The 19,493-nt window shown below is 65.8% G+C and carries 14 protein-coding genes, 2 tRNA genes and 1 pseudogene; 16 read left to right on the plus strand and 1 reads right to left on the minus strand.

What is annotated here, in order from left to right:
* Positions 1-178 precede the first annotated feature (178 nt).
* The 7 genes from ACNJYB_RS19780 (at position 179) to ACNJYB_RS19810 (ending at position 10,631) form a co-directional block, all read left to right on the plus strand.
* The gene (locus tag ACNJYB_RS19780; RefSeq protein ID WP_439375456.1) at positions 179-1,663 is read left to right on the plus strand and encodes an efflux transporter outer membrane subunit; all 1,485 of its coding nucleotides are present in this window, start codon (positions 179-181) and stop codon (positions 1,661-1,663) included.
* Complete coding sequence (locus ACNJYB_RS19785) at positions 1,653-3,050, plus strand: efflux RND transporter periplasmic adaptor subunit (protein ID WP_439375457.1); 1,398 nt, start codon at positions 1,653-1,655, stop codon at positions 3,048-3,050. The genes ACNJYB_RS19780 and ACNJYB_RS19785 overlap by 11 nt, the downstream gene beginning before the upstream one ends.
* A 36-nt stretch (positions 3,051-3,086) precedes the next feature.
* Positions 3,087-6,236, plus strand: coding sequence for an efflux RND transporter permease subunit (locus ACNJYB_RS19790; protein ID WP_439375458.1), 3,150 nt, complete (start codon positions 3,087-3,089; stop codon positions 6,234-6,236).
* Entirely contained in the window at positions 6,236-9,343 is a 3,108-nt protein-coding gene (locus ACNJYB_RS19795; protein ID WP_439375459.1) for an efflux RND transporter permease subunit, read from the plus strand. The genes ACNJYB_RS19790 and ACNJYB_RS19795 overlap by 1 nt, the downstream gene beginning before the upstream one ends.
* A 37-nt stretch (positions 9,344-9,380) precedes the next feature.
* Complete coding sequence (locus ACNJYB_RS19800) at positions 9,381-10,118, plus strand: tRNA-uridine aminocarboxypropyltransferase (protein WP_439367959.1); 738 nt, start codon at positions 9,381-9,383, stop codon at positions 10,116-10,118.
* A gap of 93 nt (positions 10,119-10,211) precedes the next feature.
* Positions 10,212-10,285 (plus strand) — tRNA-Cys (locus ACNJYB_RS19805).
* A gap of 199 nt (positions 10,286-10,484) precedes the next feature.
* Positions 10,485-10,631 (plus strand): hypothetical protein, encoded by a 147-nt coding sequence (locus tag ACNJYB_RS19810; protein WP_439367960.1) that lies wholly within the window; start codon positions 10,485-10,487, stop codon positions 10,629-10,631.
* 83 nt (positions 10,632-10,714) lie between these two features.
* Here the strand turns inward: ACNJYB_RS19810 and ACNJYB_RS19815 are convergent, their stop codons facing one another.
* Positions 10,715-10,921, minus strand: coding sequence for a hypothetical protein (locus ACNJYB_RS19815; RefSeq protein ID WP_439367961.1), 207 nt, complete (start codon positions 10,919-10,921; stop codon positions 10,715-10,717).
* Positions 10,922-11,179: 258 nt separating this feature from the next.
* Here ACNJYB_RS19815 and ACNJYB_RS19820 point away from each other — a divergent pair, with 258 nt between their 5' ends.
* The 9 genes and pseudogenes from ACNJYB_RS19820 (at position 11,180) to ACNJYB_RS19860 (ending at position 19,419) form a co-directional block, all read left to right on the plus strand.
* A complete protein-coding gene (locus tag ACNJYB_RS19820; RefSeq protein WP_439367962.1) occupies positions 11,180-11,443 on the plus strand; it encodes a hypothetical protein in 264 nt (87 codons plus the stop codon).
* 311 nt (positions 11,444-11,754) lie between these two features.
* Positions 11,755-12,880 (plus strand): annotated as a pseudogene (locus ACNJYB_RS19825) (PspA/IM30 family protein).
* A 10-nt stretch (positions 12,881-12,890) separates the two neighbouring features.
* Positions 12,891-13,550, plus strand: coding sequence for an OB-fold-containig protein (locus tag ACNJYB_RS19830; RefSeq protein WP_439367963.1), 660 nt, complete (start codon positions 12,891-12,893; stop codon positions 13,548-13,550).
* Positions 13,551-13,573: 23 nt separating this feature from the next.
* Positions 13,574-15,217, plus strand: coding sequence for a flotillin family protein (locus ACNJYB_RS19835; protein ID WP_439367964.1), 1,644 nt, complete (start codon positions 13,574-13,576; stop codon positions 15,215-15,217).
* 254 nt (positions 15,218-15,471) lie between these two features.
* Positions 15,472-15,546, plus strand: a tRNA-Asn gene (locus ACNJYB_RS19840).
* Between the two features lie 213 nt (positions 15,547-15,759).
* Positions 15,760-15,939, plus strand: a complete 180-nt coding sequence (locus tag ACNJYB_RS19845) for a hypothetical protein (protein ID WP_439367965.1) — start codon at positions 15,760-15,762, stop codon at positions 15,937-15,939.
* Positions 15,940-16,079: 140 nt separating this feature from the next.
* On the plus strand, positions 16,080-16,742 hold the full coding sequence (locus ACNJYB_RS19850; RefSeq protein ID WP_439367966.1) for a protein-L-isoaspartate O-methyltransferase family protein: 663 nt from the start codon (positions 16,080-16,082) through the stop codon (positions 16,740-16,742).
* Positions 16,743-16,950: 208 nt separating this feature from the next.
* Positions 16,951-18,336 carry a TolC family outer membrane protein gene (locus ACNJYB_RS19855; RefSeq protein WP_439367967.1) on the plus strand — a complete coding sequence of 462 codons (1,386 nt, stop codon included), beginning with the start codon at positions 16,951-16,953 and terminating at the stop codon, positions 18,334-18,336.
* 306 nt (positions 18,337-18,642) lie between these two features.
* Entirely contained in the window at positions 18,643-19,419 is a 777-nt protein-coding gene (locus ACNJYB_RS19860; protein WP_439367968.1) for a PopZ family protein, read from the plus strand.
* Positions 19,420-19,493: the final 74 nt, after the last annotated feature.

Here is a 19,493-nt window from a genome sequence, read left to right on the forward strand (position 1 = left end):
GCGCTGGGCGCGCCGTCTCGCAGCTGCGGGACTGTCCCGCTGTTCCGCGCCCGGCTAGTATGGATTGAGGTTCCGCAGAAAGCATAGCTGTGAACGAGTTGCCACAAGCCCCCCGACTGTCCCGCTGCGAATCGGTTAATCCGGCTCCGCGGTGGCGGCTCGATCTGCCCGGCGGGGGGTGGATGTGACACAGCTTGTTCCGGCGATCGCCGTCTGGCGGTCCTTGGGGTCTGCGTGCCGGGCGCGTCGTGCAGTGCGCTGGCTCGCGGTTGCGTGCTTCGCCGCAAGTTCAGGCGCGTGCGTGCTGACGCAGGATCTTCCCGATCCCGCGCTCGATGTTCCCACACAGTACAAATATTCCGGGAAGGGCGATGCGCCGCCGTCGCTGGATTGGTGGCGCGGCTTCCGGTCCGCCGAGCTGACCCAGCTGATGGAAGAGGCGCAGACCGTCAATCTCGATATCGCTGCCGCCGTCGCGCGCATCGTCCAGGCTGACGCCCAGGCGCGGCAGGCCGGCGCGGCGTTGTTGCCGAGCCTGTCGGGCACCGGCCAGGAGACCTATTCGCGCACCTCCGGCTCTTCGGCCTCGGGGCTGACCAATGGGGGCCGCGAGGTCGTCAACTATCAGGCTTCCCTCAGCGCGAGCTACCAGCTCGACTTCTGGGGCCAGAATCGCGATGCCCTGCAGACGGCGGAGGAGACGGCGAACGCCAACCGCTTCGATCGCGACACGGTCGCGCTGACGACGCTCGCCGCTGTCGCAAATGCCTATTTCCAGTTGCTGGCCTCGCAGGATCGCATCAGGACCTCCGAGCGCAACATCGCGAGCGCGCAGCGCATCCTCGATGCGGTCAAGGAGCGCCGCAAGGCCGGCACAGGCACCGATCTCGACGTTGCGCAGCAGGAGAGCGTGCTCGCCAACCAGAAGGCGCTGGTGCCGCCGCTGCGCCAGACGCTCGACCAGAACCGGAATGCGCTCGCCGTGCTGGTATCGCGCCCGCCGGAAAGCGTGCGCATCGCCGGTGGTTCGCTGAACAGCATCGCGATCCCGCGCGTCACGCCCGGCCTGCCATCGGAGATCCTGACGCAGCGGCCCGACATCCGCCGGCAGGAGGCGCAGCTCGCCTCTGCGACCGCCAATATCGGCAATGCACGCGCGCAGTTCTTCCCCACCATCCAGCTCACCGGCAATGGCGGCTATCAGAGCTCGGCGCTGGTGTCGCTGTTCCAGCCGCATGCGGCGTTCTTCCAGCTCGTCGGCAGCGCGACGCAGCCGATCTTCGACGGCGGCAAGATCCTCGGCAATTTCGAGTTCGCCAAGGCGCGGCAGGACGAATTGCTGCAGACCTACCGCAAGACCATCGTTCAGGCGTTCACCGACGTCGACAATGCGCTGTTCTCGATCAAGCAGACCACGATCAAACTGCAATTGCAGCGCGAGGTCGTCACGGCGTCGCGGCGCGCCTTCGATCTGTCGGAGCAGCAATTGCGCGCCGGCACCGCCGACATCGTGACCGTGCTCAACACCCAACTGACGCTGTTCACGGCGGAAGACGCACTGTCACAGGCGCAACTCGCACGGCTTCTCGCCATCGTCAGCCTGTATCAGGCGCTCGGCGGCGGCTGGGAGCCGCGGATGGAGAAACCGGTCAATGCTCTTTAAGCCGGACAGCAAGCAAGGCGTTAAGGAGGGCATGGCGACCAAGTCGCGCGGCCGCGGCTTTGTCATGACCCTGATCACGCTCGCGATCCTCGGCGGGCTCGGCTATTTCGGATGGACCGTCTGGCATCAGCAGCCACAGCAGGCGAACGGCCGTAACCAGCGGCCCGATCTGCCGGTGCCGGTGCTGGCCGCGACCCCGCGCATCCAGGATGTGCCGGTCTATCTCGACGGCGTCGGCGCGATCCGCGCGCTCAACACCGTGACCGTGCGCTCGCAGGTCGACGGCAAGCTGATCGCGGTCAACTTCACCGAAGGCCAGGACGTCAAGAAGGGGGACGTGCTCGGCGAGATCGATCCCGCGCTCTACCAGGCGACGTACGACCAAGCGGTCGCCAAGAAGGCGCAGGATCTGGCCCAGCTCGCCAACCAGCGCATCGACCTCGCGCGCTACGAGCAGCTCGCTGCGTCCAACGCCGGCTCCAAGCAGCAGGCCGACACCCAGCGCGCGCTGGTCGCCCAGACCGAGGCACTGGTCAAGGCCGACCAGGCCGCGATCGACAATGCAGCCGCGACGCTCAGCTACACCAAGATCGTGGCGCCGCTGTCGGGGCGCGCCGGCCTGCGCCAGGTCGACCAGGGCAACATCATCCACGCCTCCGACACCACCGGCCTCGTGGTGATCACGCAATTGCAACCGATCGCGGTGTGGTTCAGCCTTCCGCAGCAGCAGATCATGCGGGTCAATGCAGCCGCCGCAAAGGGCCCGCTCGCGGTCGACGTGTTCGGCAATGACGGCGTCACCGTGATCGACACCGGCAAGCTGACCGGCATCGACAACCAGGTCGACCAGACCACCGGCACGCTCAGGCTCAAGGCCGAATTCCCCAACGCCAATTACCAGCTCTGGCCCGGCCAGTTCGTCAATGTCCGTCTCAAGGTCGAGACCCTGACGCAGGCGCTGGTGGTGCCGACCTCTGCCGTGCAGCGTGGCCCGATCGGCACCTTCAGCTATGTCATCGGCGAGGACAATGTCGTCTCGGCCAAGCCCGTGACGGTGACGCAGCAGAACGAGCATGACGCCGTGATCGCCAGCGGCCTGTCGGCGAACGACAAGGTCGTCACCACGGGCTTTGCCAACCTCTCCGACGGCTCCAAGGTGATCGTCGGCCGCGACGACCAGACGCCGTCGGCCGATCTCGCCCCGCGCAAGCGCTCGCGCGGACCGGATGCCCAGAAGAAGGAGGGCGCCAAGGACGGCCAGAAGGATTCGCAAGGCAAGGACGGCGAGTTCCGCGCCAAGCGAAACAGCAGTGAAGGCGACCAGAAGGGACAGACCGGTCCGGCACCGGGGCCGGGGGCATCGGGATCTGGAGCCAGGCAGCCATGATCCCGACAACAGCCGCCTAGGCGGCAGGCGTATTCCATGGGAGTCTCCGAACCCTTCATCCGCCGGCCCATCGCGACCTCGCTGCTCGGCATCGCGCTCTTGATCGGCGGGCTGCTCGGCTATCTCGCGCTGCCGGTCTCGGCGCTGCCGCAGGTCGACTTCCCGACCGTGCAGGTGACGACGCAGCTGCCGGGCGCGAGCCCCGACGTGATCGCCTCGCTGATCACCGCGCCCCTGGAGCGGCAGCTCGGCCAGATCCCGTCGCTGTCGGCGATGAACTCGACGAGCTCGTTCGGCGTCAGCCAGATCTCTCTGCAGTTCGACCTCAACCGCGACATCGACGGTGCGACGCAGGACGTGCAGGCCGCAATCAACGCGGCCGCCGGCGTGCTGCCGAAGACGCTGCCTTATCCGCCGACCTACGCCAAGGTGAATCCTGCGGACGCGCCGGTCATGACACTGGCGCTGCGCTCCGACACGATCTCGCTGCGCGCGATGAGCGACATCGCCGATACGATTCTGGCGCAGCGCTTGAGCCAGATTTCAGGGGTGGGGCGCGTCTCCGTGCTCGGCGGGCTGAAGCCGGCCGTGCGCATCCAGGCGGATCTGGCGCGCCTTGCGGCCTATGGCATCGCCATGGAGGATCTGCGCACCGCGATCGCCAATGCCAACGTATCGGGACCTAAGGGCTCGCTCGACGGCGCGCAGCAATCCTACATCATCGCCGCCAACGACCAGATCGCCGCCGCCGAGGCCTACAAGCCCGTCATCATCGCCTATCGCAACGGCGCGCCTGTTACCATCGCCGACGTCGCGCAGATCGTCGACGGCCTCGAGAACGACCGGACCGGCGGCTGGTACCAGGGCACGCCGGCCGTCATCATCGACATCCAGCGCCAGCCCGGCGCCAACGTGATCGACGTCGTCAGCCAGATCCGCGCCGAAATCCCTAAAGTGCAGCGCGCCATTCCGGCCGGCGTCAACCTCACCATCGTGTCCGACCGCACCGTCACGATCCGCGCCTCGGTGCGCGACGTGCAGTTCACGCTGATCCTCAGCGTGGTCCTGGTGACATTGGTGGTGCTGCTGTTCCTGCGCTCGCTGCGGGCCACGCTGATCGCGGGCGTGGCACTGCCGCTGTCGCTGATCACGAGCTTCGGCATCATGTATTTTGCGGGCTTCAGTCTCGACAATCTGTCGCTGATGGCGCTGACGATCGGCACCGGTTTCGTCGTCGACGACGCCATCGTCATGATCGAGAACATCGTCCGCCACATGGAGAACGGCGACGGACCGATGGAAGCGTCGCTCAAGGGCGCCAGCGAAATCGGCTTCACGGTGATCTCGCTGACGGTGTCGCTGATCGCGGTGTTCATCCCGCTTCTGTTCATGTCGGGCCTCGTCGGGCGCATGTTCCGCGAATTCGCGCTGACGCTGACCATTGCGGTCGTGACCTCCGCCGTGGTGTCGCTGACACTGACGCCGATGATGTGCTCGCGGCTGCTCAAGCACGCGCACGAGGAACTGGCAGTGCCGGGCCTTGCCGCCATCAGCCGCTTCATCGACCGCACTGTCGAATTCTATCACCGGACGCTGCTCGTGGTTTTGCAGCACCAGCGCCTCACGCTGGTCGTGACCTTCGCGACCCTGATTGCGACCCTCGTTCTCTACGTCGTCGCGCCAAAGGGCTTCCTGCCGCTGCAGGATACTGCTTCGATCACGGCGGTGACGGAGGCGGGGCCCGACGTCTCGTTCGCGGAGATGCAGAAGCGGCAGGAGGAGGCGGCCGACACCATCAAGGCCGACCCTGATGTGGTCGGTGTCGTCTCGGTGATCGGCGCAGGCTCGGTCAACCCGACCACCAATGTCGGGCGTTTGGTCATGACGTTGAAGCCGCGCGGCGAGCGGCGCGACGATGTCGGCGTGGTCGTGACCCGGCTGAAGGAGCGGGTTTCCGGCATCCCCGGCATGACCGTCTATTTCCAGCCGGTGCAGGATGTGCAGATCTCGACCCAGTCGAGCCGCTCGCAGTACCAGTACACGCTGACCGGCACCGACGCGGCACTGGTCTCTGAATGGGCGCGCAAGCTCGTTGCGGAGATGCGGCGCGATCCTTTGTTCCGCGACGTCTCCTCGGAAGCGCAGGAGGGCGGCCTCCGGGCGCAGCTCGACGTCGACCGGACCCGGGCCGGCCAGCTCGGCGTCAGCCTCCAGGCCATCACCGACACGCTGAACGACGCCTTCGCGCAGCGGCAGATCTCGACCATCTATGGACAGGCCAACCAGTACCGCGTGGTGCTGGAGGCGCTGCCGATGTACCAGCGCGATCCCTCGATCCTGTCAAAGCTCTATCTGCCGGGTGCTGCGAGCTCGAGCGCCGGCGCGCCGAGCGCGCAGGTGCCGCTCTCGGCCGTGGCGACGCTGAAGCGGACCACGGCGCCGCTCGCGATCTCGCACCAGGCGCAATTCCCGTCGATCTCGCTCAGCTTCAACCTGGCGCCGGGCGCCGCGCTCGGCGATGCGGTCGAGGCGGTGAAGACCATCGAGACCCGGATTGGCATGCCCAACAGCATCGTCGGCGTCTACGCCGGCGACGCCGCCGAATTCGCCAAGGCGCTCGCTGGCCAGCCCTGGCTGCTGCTGGCCGCCGTGATCACGATCTACATCGTGCTGGGCGTGCTCTATGAGAGCTACATCCACCCGATCACGATCCTGTCGACGCTGCCCTCGGCCGGCGTCGGCGCCATCCTGGCGCTGGTGCTGTGCGGGCAGGATCTCTCGGTGATCGGCCTGATCGGCATCATCCTCTTGATGGGTATCGTCAAGAAGAACGCGATCATGATGATCGACTTCGCGCTCGAGGCCGAGCGCGGGCAGGGGATGTCGCCCAACGAGGCGATCGTGCAGGCGTGCCTGCTGCGTTTCCGCCCGATCATGATGACGACGCTGGCGGCGCTGTTCGGCGCGCTGCCGCTGGCGATCGAGAGCGGGACCGGCGCCGAGCTGCGCTTCCCGCTCGGCATCTCCATCATCGGCGGCCTGCTGCTGAGCCAGCTCCTGACGCTCTACACCACGCCCGTGATCTATCTCGCGCTCGATCGCATCAACCGCCGCCTCGAGCAGGCGCTGCCGCCGGCGCAATCCGGTGGCCCGCCGGTCGCGGGCGCGACCGAGGGGATGCAGTGATGGCATCGATCTCGGAGCCCTTCATCCGCCGCCCGGTTGCGACCACGCTGCTGTCGATCGGGCTGTTTCTGCTGGGTGTCGTCGCCTACGAGTTCCTCCCCGTCGCCTCGGTCCCCAACGTCGACTTCCCCGCCATCTTCGTGTCGGCCAGCCGGCCGGGCGCGGACCCGTCCGTGATGGCCGCGACGGTGGCCTCGCCGCTGGAGCGGCGCCTCGGCGAAATATCGGGCATCAACCAGATCACCTCGACCTCGTCGCTCGGCACGACCAACATCCAGCTCCAGTTCGATATCGGCCGCAACATCGACAAGGCCGCGCGCGACGTGCAGGCAGCCATCAACGCCTCGCTGGTTGACCTGCCGAGCGACCTTCCGACGCTGCCGAAGTTCAGGAAGGCGAACACGGCCGGCGCACCTGTCTTCGTGCTGGCGCTGACCTCGAAGACGCTGTCGGCGAGCGCGATCTACGACGTCGCCGATACCGTGCTGGCGCAGCGCATCTCCCAGGTGCCGGGCGTCGGCGACGTGACGGTGTCGGGCGCCGACCAGCCGGCCGTGCGGGTGCAGCTCAATCCGGTCGCACTCTCGAATGCCGGCATTGCCACCGACGACGTCCGGACCGCGATCATCAACGCCAATCCGCTCGGTCCGGTCGGCATCTTCAACGGCGAGCGCCAGAGCGAGACGCTGTCGCTGAACAGGCAGATGCGCACCGCGAAGGAGTTCCGCGACATCGTCATCAAGAGCTCGAACGGCAATTTCGTCCGGCTCTCCGACGTCGCTGACATCGAGGATTCCGTCCGCAACGCCCGCTCGATCGCCTGGTTCAACAAGCAGCCGGCGGTGCTGATCCAGATCACCAAGCAGGGCGATGCCAACGTCATCGACACCGTCGACCGGGTGAAGGCGCTGATCCCCGATCTGAAGCAGTGGATTCCGGCCGGCATCGAGATCTCGACCCTGGTCGATCGAACCGGGACGATCCGCGCCAGCGTGCTGGACATGCAATGGACGCTGCTTGCGACCGCATTCCTCGTGATGATCGTGGTGTTCGTGTTCCTGCGGCGGTCGACGCCGACGATCGCCGCCGGAATCTCGGTGCCGCTGGCGCTGGCCGGCACCTGCGCCGGCATGTGGGTCGCGGGCTTCTCGATCGACAATCTGTCGCTGATGGCGCTCGCCATCTCGGTGGGCTTCGTGGTCGACGACGCCATCGTCATGATCGAGAACATGTTCCGCAATCTCGAGCACGGCATGCGGCCGTTCCAGGCGGCACAGGAAGGGGCCAGGCAGATCGGCTTCACCGTCGTCTCGATCAGCCTGTCGCTGATCGCCGCCTTCACGCCGCTGATCTTCATGGACGGAATCGTCGGCCGTCTGCTGCGCGAATTTTCGCTGACGCTGACCTTCGCGATCCTGGTCTCGACGCTGGTGTCGCTGACGGTCACGCCGATGATCTGCGCCCATTACATCCGGCAGACGACCTCCGGTACCGCGACGCTGTTCGACCGGATCATCGAGGGCTCGCTGTCGCGCATCGTCGCCTTCTACGCTCGCACCTTACGGACGGTGCTGGAGTATCCGATGCTGACCTTGCTGGTGTTCTTCGCCACCATCGGCCTCACCGTGACGCTCTACATCAAGGTGCCCAAGGGCTACTTTCCGACCGACGATTCCGGATTCGTCATCGGCGCGACGCGCGCCTCGGCCGACATCTCGTTCCAGTCGATGCTCGACCTGCAGCAGCGGCTCGCCGACATCGTGATGCGGGATCCGGCCGTGGCCGGGATCGGCTCGACCGTCGGCAGCGGAGGCGGCGGGCCGGGCGCGGCAACCTCGAACCGTGGCACCATGTTCATCAGCCTGAAGCCGCCGGAGGAGCGCGACCACGTCTCCACGCAAGTGGTGATCGACCGCCTCCGGCGTGCGTTGTACCCGGTGCCCGGCATCCGCCTCTTCATGTTCGCCGCCCAGGACGTGCGCGCGGGCGGACGGCAGAGCGACTCCGACTACCAGTACACGCTCTCCTCGACCAACCTCGACCTGTTGCAGAAATGGGCACCGATCGTCGCCAAGCGCATGGAGAGTGTCGAAGGCATCACCGATATTTCCAGCGATCGCGATCCCGGCGGGCTGCAACTGACCTTGTCGATCGACCGCCAGAAGGCCTCGGCGCTTGGCGTCCGCGTCCAGGATATCGACAACGCGCTGAACAACGCGTTCTCGCAACGGCAGATCTCGATCATCTACACCCAGCGCAACCAGTACATGACCGTGCTGGAGATCGACCCGAAATTCCAGGTTGATCCCTCCAATCTCGACCGCATCTACGTCGCCGGCGCTGGCGACGTGCAGGTGCCGCTGTCGGCCGTGGTGCATGCGACGCGCGGGCTGGCCGCGCTCGCGGTCTATCATTCGCAATCGTTCCCTTCGACCACGGTGTCGTTCAACCTCTTGCCCGATGTGCCGCTCCAGGCTGCCACGCAGAACATCCAGCGCGCGGTCGAGGAGTTGCACATGCCCGAAGGCATCCGCGGCAGCTTTGACGGCAATGCCGGCGATTTCGCCAGGACCAGCGGGCGCCAGCCGCTGCTGATCCTCGGCGCGCTGGTGGCGATGTATATCGTGCTGGGGGTGCTCTACGAGAGCCTTGCCCATCCGCTCACGATCATCTCGACGTTGCCCTCGGCCGGCCTCGGCGCGCTGCTGGCCTTGCAGGTGACCAACACGCCGCTGACGGTCATCGCCTTCGTCGGGATCATCCTGTTGATCGGCATCGTCAAGAAGAACGGCATCATGATGGTCGACTTCGCGCTCGACGCCGAGCGCCAGCGCGGCCTGTCCTCGGCGGAGGCGATCTTCGAGGCCTGTCAGGCGCGCTTCCGGCCCATCCTGATGACGACCATGGCGGCGCTGTTCGCCGGTATCCCGCTGGTCATCGCAACCGGCCCGGGCACGGAGCTGCGCCGTCCGCTCGGCATCACCATCATCGGCGGCCTGTTCGTCTCGCAGATCCTGACGCTCTACACCACGCCCGTGATCTACCTCCTGATCGACCGCCTGCGGCGTCGCTCCGGGCGGCGTCCAGTGCCCGCGCCAGCGGAATAGGTTGTTGCAGGACTGCGCGAAGCGTATAGCGGCGACCATGTCGAATCCGTCCGAGAGCCCAGCCGCCGCGCCCGAGCCGATCCCCGAATGCCAGCACTGCCAGAAGCCCATGCCGTTCTGCATCTGCGACAGTGTTAGGCCGATCGAAAACAGGCTTTCGCTGCTGATCCTGCAGCATCCGCAGGAGCAGGACAGGGCGCTCGGCACCGCGCGGCTGCTGGCAAAGCATTTTGCAGATGCCACGGTGCGGGTCGGCCTGTCCTGGCCGAGCCTGTCGAAGGCGCTGGGCCGGCCGGTCGAGAACGCTGCGCGCTGGGGCGTGCTCTATCTCGGCTCGGCCCGCGCGGCCGATCTCGAGGCCGAGGCTGAGATCGTCGCGCTGAACCGCAAGGGCGAGGTCGCCGAGAACCAGCGCGTGATCCTGGGCAAGCTCGAAGGCATCGTGCTGCTCGACGGCACCTGGAGCCAGGCCAAGGCCTTGTGGTGGCGCAATCCGTGGATGCTGAAATGCCAGCGCGTGATCCTCAACCCGAAGAGCCCCTCGCGATACGGACGCCTGCGCAAGGAGCCGCGCCGCGACGGCCTCTCGACCATCGAAGCGGCCGCGACGATCCTGGCCGGCCTCGAACGGCGTCCCGACATCGCCCAGACGCTGCATGCCAGTTTCGAGCGGATGCTGGCCCGCTACCGCGAGGTCCAGGCCGAGATGCCGGAGCTGGCGCCAATGCCCGCCGCCAAGGGCCGCCGCGATTTCCGGCGCCGCAAGGGCGCCTGACTTGGGTCCTCATCGGAAGAGGCGATCGCCGCCAAAGTCGGACGAAGGCGGTTGCCTAAGCCATTGATCCCCTATATTGGTCCGCCCTTACGGGGCCACGTGGCGGAGTGGTTACGCAACGGTCTGCAAAACCGTGTACACCAGTTCAATTCTGGTCGTGGCCTCCATCACAAGTCTCTGATCCTTCAGCAAAAACTAAATCTCCGCCCGGCTTCCGCCGATCCTGCGCGCCGCAATCGCGCCAGCTGCGGCGGGACGCCGCCACCGGGTTTGCCCGGGGCTTGGGCGAACCCGCGATTCAGGCTCTCTGGCACAGACTTCGCATCTGCGAAGTGACGCATTCCCAAACCTGGAGCTGGAGAGCACGTGGGCGACGTCGTTCGATTTGTCCCGAAATCCGAGCTGGAGCGGGCGCGCCTCATTGCCGAGGCGCGCGCGATCTATGACAGCATCTTTCCGCCGGCTGCACCCGGCCGGGTGCCGCACGACGGCGAGGAGCGCGTCAAGAGTTGATCGGGGCTGGCGCCGGTCCTGGCGCGCGGTGATCCCGAACCGCCCGCGAGGGCGGGCGCATCAGGCCGCGGCAAAACGGGGCCTCAGCAGGCCGCGTACCAGCCGTCCGGAAACGGCAGCAGGGGCCAGGCGCCATCATTGTCGTTGGCGGCCTTCAGGGTTTCCTTGGGTGTTGCATCATACGACCACGAACGGGGCACGAATTCCTCCTCCGGCGCGGGCGCCAAATCTTCAACGATCATGGCGTCCCGGACGGCATCCAGCAGCAAGTTGAATTCGGCTTCGCTCATCACACCCTCGCAGAACGCGGATGGCGCAATGTCGCAAAGCCGGCTTGTTACCGGATTGAGCCGATCGTTCGCATTTTAACGATCCGGCGATCCGGTCCCGATTGGTTAGGGATTGAAAAAATCCCCCGGGAACCTAGGCGTCGCTGGCCCGCCGCCAGTGTGAAAGAGATCACATTCTCGGCGATTTATTTCTCCTACCCTTCGCGACGACCGGCCAACGGAGGCCGCGAGCAGGCGGACAGAACGGGAGACTTGGTCATGAAGACGAGGTTCTTGCGGTTTGCAGGCGTGAAGAGCCGGGCGCGTCGGGCCTCGACCGTCGGGCTTTTCCTGACGCTGTTTGCCTCCGCCGCTCACGCGCAGCAGGGAACACCCGAACAGCGCCGGGCCTGCACCCCCGACGTCTACCGGCTCTGCGCCGGCGAGATTCCCAATGTCCGCGCCATCACCGCGTGCCTGCGCCGTAAGCGGTCAAGCTTGAGCGAGGCTTGCCGCACCGTGTTCGATCAGGCCGGCGGCTGACATGCCAGCCCTGTGAGTTTGTGCGCAGCAAGTGGCTCGTGGGTTCTCGCGAATCCGGCATGGTCAGCCTGTGGATATGCTGCGGACAGCCTGTGGAATGCTGTGGATACCGACGGCAGATCTGATCGCCCGGCGTCTCGTGCTGCGAACAGTTTTTGTGCAGCCGCTTGCCCAAATCGCGGGCCGTGATCTAGGAGTGATCCGCCGCCTTGAACGCGCGGCCTGCCGGCAGCGACTAAAGTGCAGAGTGCATAGGGATCAGTGGAACGTGATCGCACGTCCCCTTTCGAAAGCACTAAAATGGTGCTTTAGTGCTTCTGATGAGCCAGTCACCCCGAAACGCGCCGTCCGCGCTGCGTTACAGGCTTGACATTCCAGGCCTATGACCGCATGATGGAGATCCTCGACGAGGTGGCCCGGACACATAATGTCGGTTCCAACGTCGTTCTGCTCCACGCCCACGCCTATGAGCCGATCCGGAAGGAGACCGCACTGCCGTCGCGGTTGGTGACGCTGGGCCTGCGCGACCGCACCGATTATCGCCTCGCGCAAGGGCGCCGCCTGCCGCTCGACGACAAGCTCGCCAGGATCAAGGGGCCCGCCACCATTTCGATTGCGACCGTGCAAGGGCGCTACAGCGTGTCCTTCGACTACGCCGGCTATGCCGAGGGCTGGGGCCAGAGCGTGCCCGCGCACCTCATCCGCACCGACGACGGTTTCGAAGTTCACTACGGCGTCACGCCGAACAGCCTGCCAGAGGAGGAGAACGCCATGGATACCATCGCTGCCGCCCCCGACAATTTCCTGTCCCGGGTCGGGCGTCTGATCGCCGGGATCGCCTATGACGCGATCGAGCGGGCGGAAGGCAAGAACAAGCTCAAGGTGGTCGGCCAGGCCATCCGCGAGATCGAGCGCGCCGAGAGCGAGGCGCGCGACGCGCTCGCGACCGCGCGCGCCGAGGAATACCGCCTTAACGCGCGCCGCACCGAGATCGAGCGCGAGATGAGCGATCTTGCCGCCAGGATCGAGGGCGCGATCGCCGATGGCCGCGACGATCTTGCCCGCGCCGGAATCGCGCGGCAGATGGACCTGGAGGCGCAGTTCGAGGTGCTCTCCCGCGCCATGGACGAGAACAACGAGAAGATCGAGCAATGCGTAACCTCGCTGCGCGCGGTGCTCTCGGCGCTCCAGGATGCCGAGCAGCGCCGCGCCGATCTCGAAAAGAGTGAGGCACATGCCAGCCACCAGGCCGCGACGTCGCCCCGGAAGTCCGATGGCACTCCTGCAGCCAAGGCGCTGCGCGCGGGCAGGGCGGTAGCTCGCGCGACCGGCGTGCCGCAGGGCATCCCGTATTCGAGCGACATCGATGAACTGAGCGCGCTTCATCGCGACAAGGAAATTGCGACGAGGCTCGCGCGGTTGAAGTCGCGCTCCTGAGTGCCGTGTCATGAGCGCCCTGCTCGAACACGTGATGTCGCCGGAGGTCAGGCCGTTCGCGATCGCGGCGGCGATGATCGTCATCGTCGGCACGCTCGAGGTGATCACGATGCTGATCGGGGCTTCCCTCAGCGAGATGCTCGGCACCAGCTTCGACTTCGGCCATCCCAGCGACAATGGCGTGCTCAACGCCATCTCCTGGATCAATGTCGGCGGCGTGCCGCTGCTGATCTTCCTGCTGCTGGCGCTCGGCGCCTTCTCCATCACCGGCTTCCTGATCCAGGACGTCGCGCGGATGGTGGCGGGCCCCTTGCCGGCGACGGTCGCCTCGATCGCAGCGGTTGCGGTGTCGGTTCCACTGGTCCGCGCCGCCAGCGGCGCCATCGCGCGGATCATTCCCAAGGACGAGAGCTATGTCGTCGGCCTCGGCGATCTCGTTGGCCGCGTCGGTGAGGTCGTCGTCGGTCCGCTTGACCAGGGGCCGCCTGGCCGCGTCAGCGTCGCCGACGTCCACGGCAACCGCCACTTCGTCCTGGCGGTCGCAGCACCCTCGTCGTCGCCCCTGCCGCAGGGAACCATGGTCCTGCTGGTCGATCGCGATGGCACCCGTTTCGTCGCGGTGAAGGCCGAGGATGAACTCAAGCCCTCCAAGCCCCCTCTAAGCAGCTAGTCGCCATTCATTGGAGAAAAGTCATGTTCGACATCGCAGTCCCGGCCATGATCGGCGTCGCGCTGATCGTCGTCCTGGGGATCGTTTTCACCATCCTCTACAAGCGCGCCACGCGCGACGAGGCCTTCGTGCGCACCGGCCTCGGCGGCAAGAAGGTCGTGCTCGATGGCGGCGCCATGATCCTGCCGATCTTCCACTCCTATGCCAGCGTCAACCTGAAGACGCTGCGGCTCACCGTCGAGCGCAAGGAGCGGGAATCGCTGATCACCAAGGACCGCCTGCGCGTCGACATCGTCGCCGAGTTCTACGTGCGCGTCCGCCCCGACGAGGAGAGCATCGCGCTGGCGAGCCAGACGCTGGGCGCGCTGACCAACGATGCCGAGGCGCTGCGCAACCAGGTCGAGGCGAAATTCGTCGACGGCCTTCGATCGGTCGCGGCCACCATGACCATCCTGGAGCTGCAGGAGAAGCGCTCGGATTTCGTCAAGCACGTGCAGTCCACGGTCGAGTCCGACGTCAAGTCGAACGGCCTCGAGCTGGAATCGGTGTCGTTGACCAAGCTCGACCAGACCGACGTGAAGTTCTTCAACCCGGAGAACTTCTTCGACGCCGAAGGTCTGACCCAGCTCAAGACGATCACCGAGACCCGCCGCCGCGACCGCAACGCCATTGTGCGCGATAACGAGGTCGCGATCGCGCAAAAGGACCTGGAGGCACGACAGCAGACCCTCGGCATCGAGCGGACCAAGAAAGAGGCCGAGTTGTCGCAGGAGCGCGACATCGCCAACAAGACCGCCAGCACCCGCGCCGAGGTCGCGACCGCGACCCAGACCGCGCGCCTGACCGAGGAGAACGCCCGTATCGACACCGACAGAGCGGTCGCCGAGATGGCGATCAACAAGCGCAAGACCGACGCCCAGCGCGAGATCCAGATCGCAACGCAGGAGAACGAGATCCAGATCGCGGCGAAGAGCAAGCAGACCTCGGAAGCCGTCGCCGAGGCCAAGACCGCCGAGGCGCTGGCCGTCTCCGCTGAGGAAAAGGTCGTGACCGCGCGCGCGGTCGAGGTCGCCGATCGTGCCCGTCTCACGCAGGTGCTCGCCGCACGCACCGAAGCCGAGCGCAAATCGACCGAGCTGATCGTTGCGGCCGAGGCCGAGAAGAAAGCCTCGCTCGACCGCGCCGAGGCGGTCAAGACGCTGGCGACCGCGGAGGCCGAGTCCAACAAGATCAAGGCGGTCGGTGTCCGGAACATCGGTGAAGCGGAAGCTGCCGTCATCACCATGAAGAACGAGGCGCAGAACAAGCTAGGCAGCAACGTCATCGATTTCGAGATCGCCAAGAAGCGGATCGAGACCATGCCCTCGGCGCTGGCCGAGATGGTGAAGCCGATCGCAAACCTCAAGGATGTCCGCATCCTGCATACCGGCGGTGCATTCGGCGGCAACGGTGTCGGTGGTGGCAACGTCGGTTTCGGTGAAGGGCTTGCCGGCGAGCTGCTCAAGGTGCACGCGCTGCGTCCGATGATCGACGAAATCCTGCGCCAGAGCGGCTTTGCGCCGGGCGACGATCCCGTGAAGGCGCTGGTTGGCGCCGTGACGGGCAAGAGCAACGGCGCCGCAGTGCCGGTGCCCGCGCCTGAGAAAACAAACAGCGCCGATCTATGAATGCCGTTACTGAGAATTCGAAACGTTAAGAACAGGCTCCTGGGCGTCTCGCGTCGCGCAGCATCCCGGAGTGCCGATCGATCGCGTATTGAATCCGTCGATCACACTTCGGACGACTGTCTTGAGGCAACGCCCGGAGGAGGGGCCGGCCCGAGCCCTTCCTCAGACGCGTTGCGGAAGATGACGAATTCGTCCTTTGCAAGCGCAACCGGCTTTGTTATACGCACCCGCGCGCGGACCACAGTTCGCCCTTTTCCTCGGTAGCTCAGCGGTAGAGCATCCGACTGTTAATCGGATGGTCGCTGGTTCGAATCCAGCCCGGGGAGCCAAATTCCGTCGTATATTCATTGGCTTGTGAGCGTTCGCTGATGCGACGCGCGATGCTGATCGAGTCATCTCTCAACACTTGGCGGCCCCGATCCGCCCAGAATCGCGTTCAAGCAGTTGTGTCCGGCAGCGCCATCGCGGCCGCCGGGGCGGCACCAAATCGACTTAATTCAAATCGAGCTTCGTGGAGCCGGACTTTTACGGAGCTGATTCCCATGCCCGACATCCAGATCGACCGCGCCCAACTGGCCCCCTCGATTCTGCCGGCCGACGTTCCCGAGCTCAGCGACGACGAATGCCTGGCCCGCCTTGCGCGTGCGGTCGAGACGCCCGATTCGGCGCGACTGGATGAGGTCGCCGCCCTGATCGGCCGGCTCGCGGTGACGATCGAATAATACGTCCTGTTCCCTGATGCAGGTGAGTTGCGGAGCCTTGGCCGGCCAAGGCCAACGGCCATGTTGCGTTTTCGCGGAGCATGTTCCAAAGATGCCGCCAACTTCCGTCCGCGGCATCGTCCGCATTTCAGGGTCCGCAAATGTCCGGTTTCTCGACCGCGCGCCTCAAAATGGTCGATGGCCAGGTGCGCACCAATGACGTCACCGATCGTCGTATTCTCGATGCCATGCTCACGGTTCCGCGCGAGGCCTTCGTGCCGGCGAGCCGGCAGGCCTTGGCCTATCTCGACCTGGATCTCGATGTGAGCGAGGGCGCCGCCAAGCGGTTCCTGATCAAGCCGCAGCTTACCGGCAAGCTGCTCCAGGCCGCCGAGATCGGCGAGGGCGACAGCGTCCTGGTCGTCGGCTGCGCCACCGGCTATCTCGCCGCGCTGGCGGCCAAGCTGGCGCGTCAGGTCACGGCGACGGAATGCGATTCGGCTCTGGCTGCAAAGGCCAAGGAGACCTTTGCCACCCTTGGGCTCGCCAATGTCACCTGCAAGGCCGCCCCCTGCACCGAGGGCGATCCGTCTGCCGCCCCCTATGATGTGATCATCCTCAACGGCGCCACCGAGGTGACACCGGAAGGGCTGTTCGGGCAGCTTAGGGAAGGCGGGCGTCTGGTCGGCGTGTCGGCCGAATCGCGGCCGCCCCGGGCGGTGATCGTGACCCGGACCCACGGCGAATTCGGCCATCGGGCCCTGTTCGATGCCACGGCTCCGGTCCTTCCCGGGCTGGAACGGGCCGCATCCTTCGTCTTCTGACGGCCAAAACCCCATTAAAATCCCGTTCTGAATCAGAAGTGTGGCCGGGATGCTGCACGTGAAGAGTTTCCACCGAGAACTACCTTGAGGTAGTTCCGTCGCGGCAATCCGCGTCCTATTGTTGCGACGGGGCAACGACTCCATTCTGTAGACGGTAACCCGGCTCGCGGGCACGAGCCGGGCGTTAAAATGAAACGGAAATTTTGGGATGCATGGGGTGAAGCTCTTCACCGGAGCTGCGGTTTCGGTCCTGCTGCTGGCGCTGGCCGGGCCGACGCCTGCCTTGGCGGACACGATCGAGGCCGCCTTGGTGCGCGCCTATCAGAACAATCCGCAGCTCAACGCGCAGCGCGCGCAGGTGCGCTCGACCGACGAGAACGTGCCGCAGGCTTTGTCCGGCTACCGGCCCAGGGTCGCGCTGACCGCGAGCGGCGGTTATCAATATCAGGATGTGCAGAGCAGCGTGGGGAGTACCGCATTCCACGGAACCACCGTACCTCGCAGCGTTGGCGTTACCGCTACGCAGACGCTCTACAATGGCAACCAGACCGCCAATAGAACGCGGGCGGCGGAGAGTCAGGTATCCGGTGCGCGCGAAGCGCTGCGCAGCCTCGATCAAACCGTGCTGCTCCAGGCGGCGACGACCTACATGGATTATCTGCGCGATGCGGCCACGCTGGAAGTCCAGCGCAGCAACGTGCGCGTGCTCGAGCAAACGCTGAAGCAGACGCGTGATCGTTTCAACGTCGGCGAAGTGACGCGCACCGACGTTGCGCAATCGGAAGCGCAACTGGCTGCCGGCAAGACGCAGGCGCTCACCGCGGAGGCGAACCTCACCACGACGCGGGCGAACTTCCGCCGCATCATCGGCAACGAGCCGACGAACCTCGCACCGGGCTCGCCGGTCGATCGGTTCCTGCCGCCAACGCTCGCTTCGGCCGTCGAGCTCGGCTTGATCGAGAATCCCAACGTCACCGCCGCAATGTATGGCATCGACGTCAATTTCTTGCAGGTCAAAGTCGCCGAAGGTGCGTTGCTGCCGACGGTTACGGTCCAGGCAGCGGCCACGCAGTCGAACGAACAGTCCTTGATCCAGCTGCGCTCCTTCAACGCGTCCGCGATCGCGCAGCTCTCGGTGCCGATTTATCAGGGCGGCGCAGAATATTCGCTGATCCGCCAGTCCAAGGAAAATCTGGCGCAGCAGCGTCTCAACCTCGAAACCACGCGTGACCAGGCCCGCGCGAACATCGTGCAGTTCTGGGGGACGTTGCAGGCCGGCAAGGCGCAGGTGCAGTCCGCGCAGGCGCAGGTGACGGCGTCCGAGATCGCACTCAACGGTGTGCGGGAGGAAGCCAAGGCCGGTCAGCGCACCACGCTGGACGTGCTCAACGCGCAGCAGGCGCTGGTCAATGCGCGCGTCGCGCTGGTGACCGCACAACACGACCGCGTCGTGGCATCGTATAACGTCCTCGCCGCCGTCGGCCGTCTGTCGCCGCAGGTGCTCGGCCTTGCGACCACGGTCTACGACGCCAGCGTTCACTACCATCAGGTCCGCGACAGCTGGGGCGGCGTGCGCACGCCTGACGGGCGCTAATTCCCGTAACTATCCGGTCGGCCTCGCAAACAATTGCGGGCCGACCGGTGCTTTGCTTGCAATCATCAAAATCCCTGACGTAGCCTTGTCAAGAAGATGCGGGTCGATTCGCTCCGCATTCGATATCGTATGCGTAAAGCTTGAGTGCCGAGGGCAGGGGCGCGCCGCCGCACGTTGAGCCGTGATCTGGGGACAAGTCGGGCTGCCGCGGTGAAAATGTCGGGGGGCTCGTCGCGGAACCGGCCAATCCTGTCGTGCTTGGTGTAAAACAACGCATGCGAAGGCGTTGATGATGTGGAGTCGGAGATGACGCAGCCTGCAAAGGTCACAGAACCCTCCATGGAGGAGATTCTGGCCTCCATCCGGCGCATCATTGCCGACGACGAGGCCAAGCCGCCGCCGGCCGAAGCTGCGAAGCCCGAGAAGGCTGCAGCGCCCGCCGCGCCGCCGAAGCCGATGAACGACATTCCGCCATCCAGGGTCGCTCCGCCCAAACCTGCCGCCGAGAAGCCAGCGCCAACTCCGGCTGCGAAGCCGGCTCCGGCACCGCCGCCAGCCGCGCCCGCCGTGGATGCCGGACCGAACAGCCAGGACGATATCGACGCGCTGCTGGCCGGGCTCGACGCGGCCACGCCTGCCCCCGAGGTCCGTGCTCCGGAGCCGGAGCCCGAGCCAGAACCCGACGTGCTCGAATTGACCGACGAGATGGCGATGGACCCGGCGCCGACGCCGGCGCCGCCGCCGCCAAGCTTCCGCAAGGTCGAGCCGCGCGACGATCTCGAATTCGCCGAATCGGCGCCGCCGCGTCCGGCGCCTCCGCCGTCCTACGCGCCGGTCGACTTCGACGCGCCGCCACTGCCGCCGCAGCAGCCGATCCTCGCGCAATCGACCGTCTCCGCAGTCGAATCCGCCTTCAACTCCCTGGCCCACACGGTACTGAGCAGCAATGCGCGGACGCTGGAGGATCTGGTCAAGGAGATGCTGCGTCCAATGCTGAAGTCCTGGCTCGACGACAATCTTCCGGGCCTGGTTGAACGCATCGTGAAGGCCGAAATCGAGCGGGTCTCGCGCGGCGGCCGTTGAGAGCAGCCCGAGGGCCCTCATAAAGCCCGGCTTGAGTGTCACATTCGGTCCCGGACCGGGCCGGAAAGCGCTGT

The organism is Bradyrhizobium sp. SMVTL-02, assembly GCF_051853005.1.
Classification (GTDB): domain Bacteria; phylum Pseudomonadota; class Alphaproteobacteria; order Rhizobiales; family Xanthobacteraceae; genus Bradyrhizobium.

Excerpts from the sequence above, each read along its gene's own strand:
- ACNJYB_RS19785 (WP_439375457.1), top strand. The coding sequence starts at position 1,653 with ATGCTCTTTAAGCCGGACAGCAAGCAAGGCGTTAAGGAGGGCATGGCG.
- ACNJYB_RS19790 (WP_439375458.1), top strand. The coding sequence starts at position 3,087 with ATGGGAGTCTCCGAACCCTTCATCCGCCGGCCCATCGCGACCTCGCTG.
- ACNJYB_RS19795 (WP_439375459.1), top strand. The coding sequence starts at position 6,236 with ATGGCATCGATCTCGGAGCCCTTCATCCGCCGCCCGGTTGCGACCACG.
- ACNJYB_RS19800 (WP_439367959.1), top strand. The coding sequence starts at position 9,381 with ATGTCGAATCCGTCCGAGAGCCCAGCCGCCGCGCCCGAGCCGATCCCC.
- ACNJYB_RS19815 (WP_439367961.1), bottom strand. The coding sequence starts at position 10,921 with ATGAGCGAAGCCGAATTCAACTTGCTGCTGGATGCCGTCCGGGACGCC.
- ACNJYB_RS19820 (WP_439367962.1), top strand. The coding sequence starts at position 11,180 with ATGAAGACGAGGTTCTTGCGGTTTGCAGGCGTGAAGAGCCGGGCGCGT.
- ACNJYB_RS19830 (WP_439367963.1), top strand. The coding sequence starts at position 12,891 with ATGAGCGCCCTGCTCGAACACGTGATGTCGCCGGAGGTCAGGCCGTTC.
- ACNJYB_RS19835 (WP_439367964.1), top strand. The coding sequence starts at position 13,574 with ATGTTCGACATCGCAGTCCCGGCCATGATCGGCGTCGCGCTGATCGTC.
- ACNJYB_RS19845 (WP_439367965.1), top strand. The coding sequence starts at position 15,760 with ATGCCCGACATCCAGATCGACCGCGCCCAACTGGCCCCCTCGATTCTG.
- ACNJYB_RS19850 (WP_439367966.1), top strand. The coding sequence starts at position 16,080 with ATGTCCGGTTTCTCGACCGCGCGCCTCAAAATGGTCGATGGCCAGGTG.
- ACNJYB_RS19855 (WP_439367967.1), top strand. The coding sequence starts at position 16,951 with ATGCATGGGGTGAAGCTCTTCACCGGAGCTGCGGTTTCGGTCCTGCTG.
- ACNJYB_RS19860 (WP_439367968.1), top strand. The coding sequence starts at position 18,643 with ATGACGCAGCCTGCAAAGGTCACAGAACCCTCCATGGAGGAGATTCTG.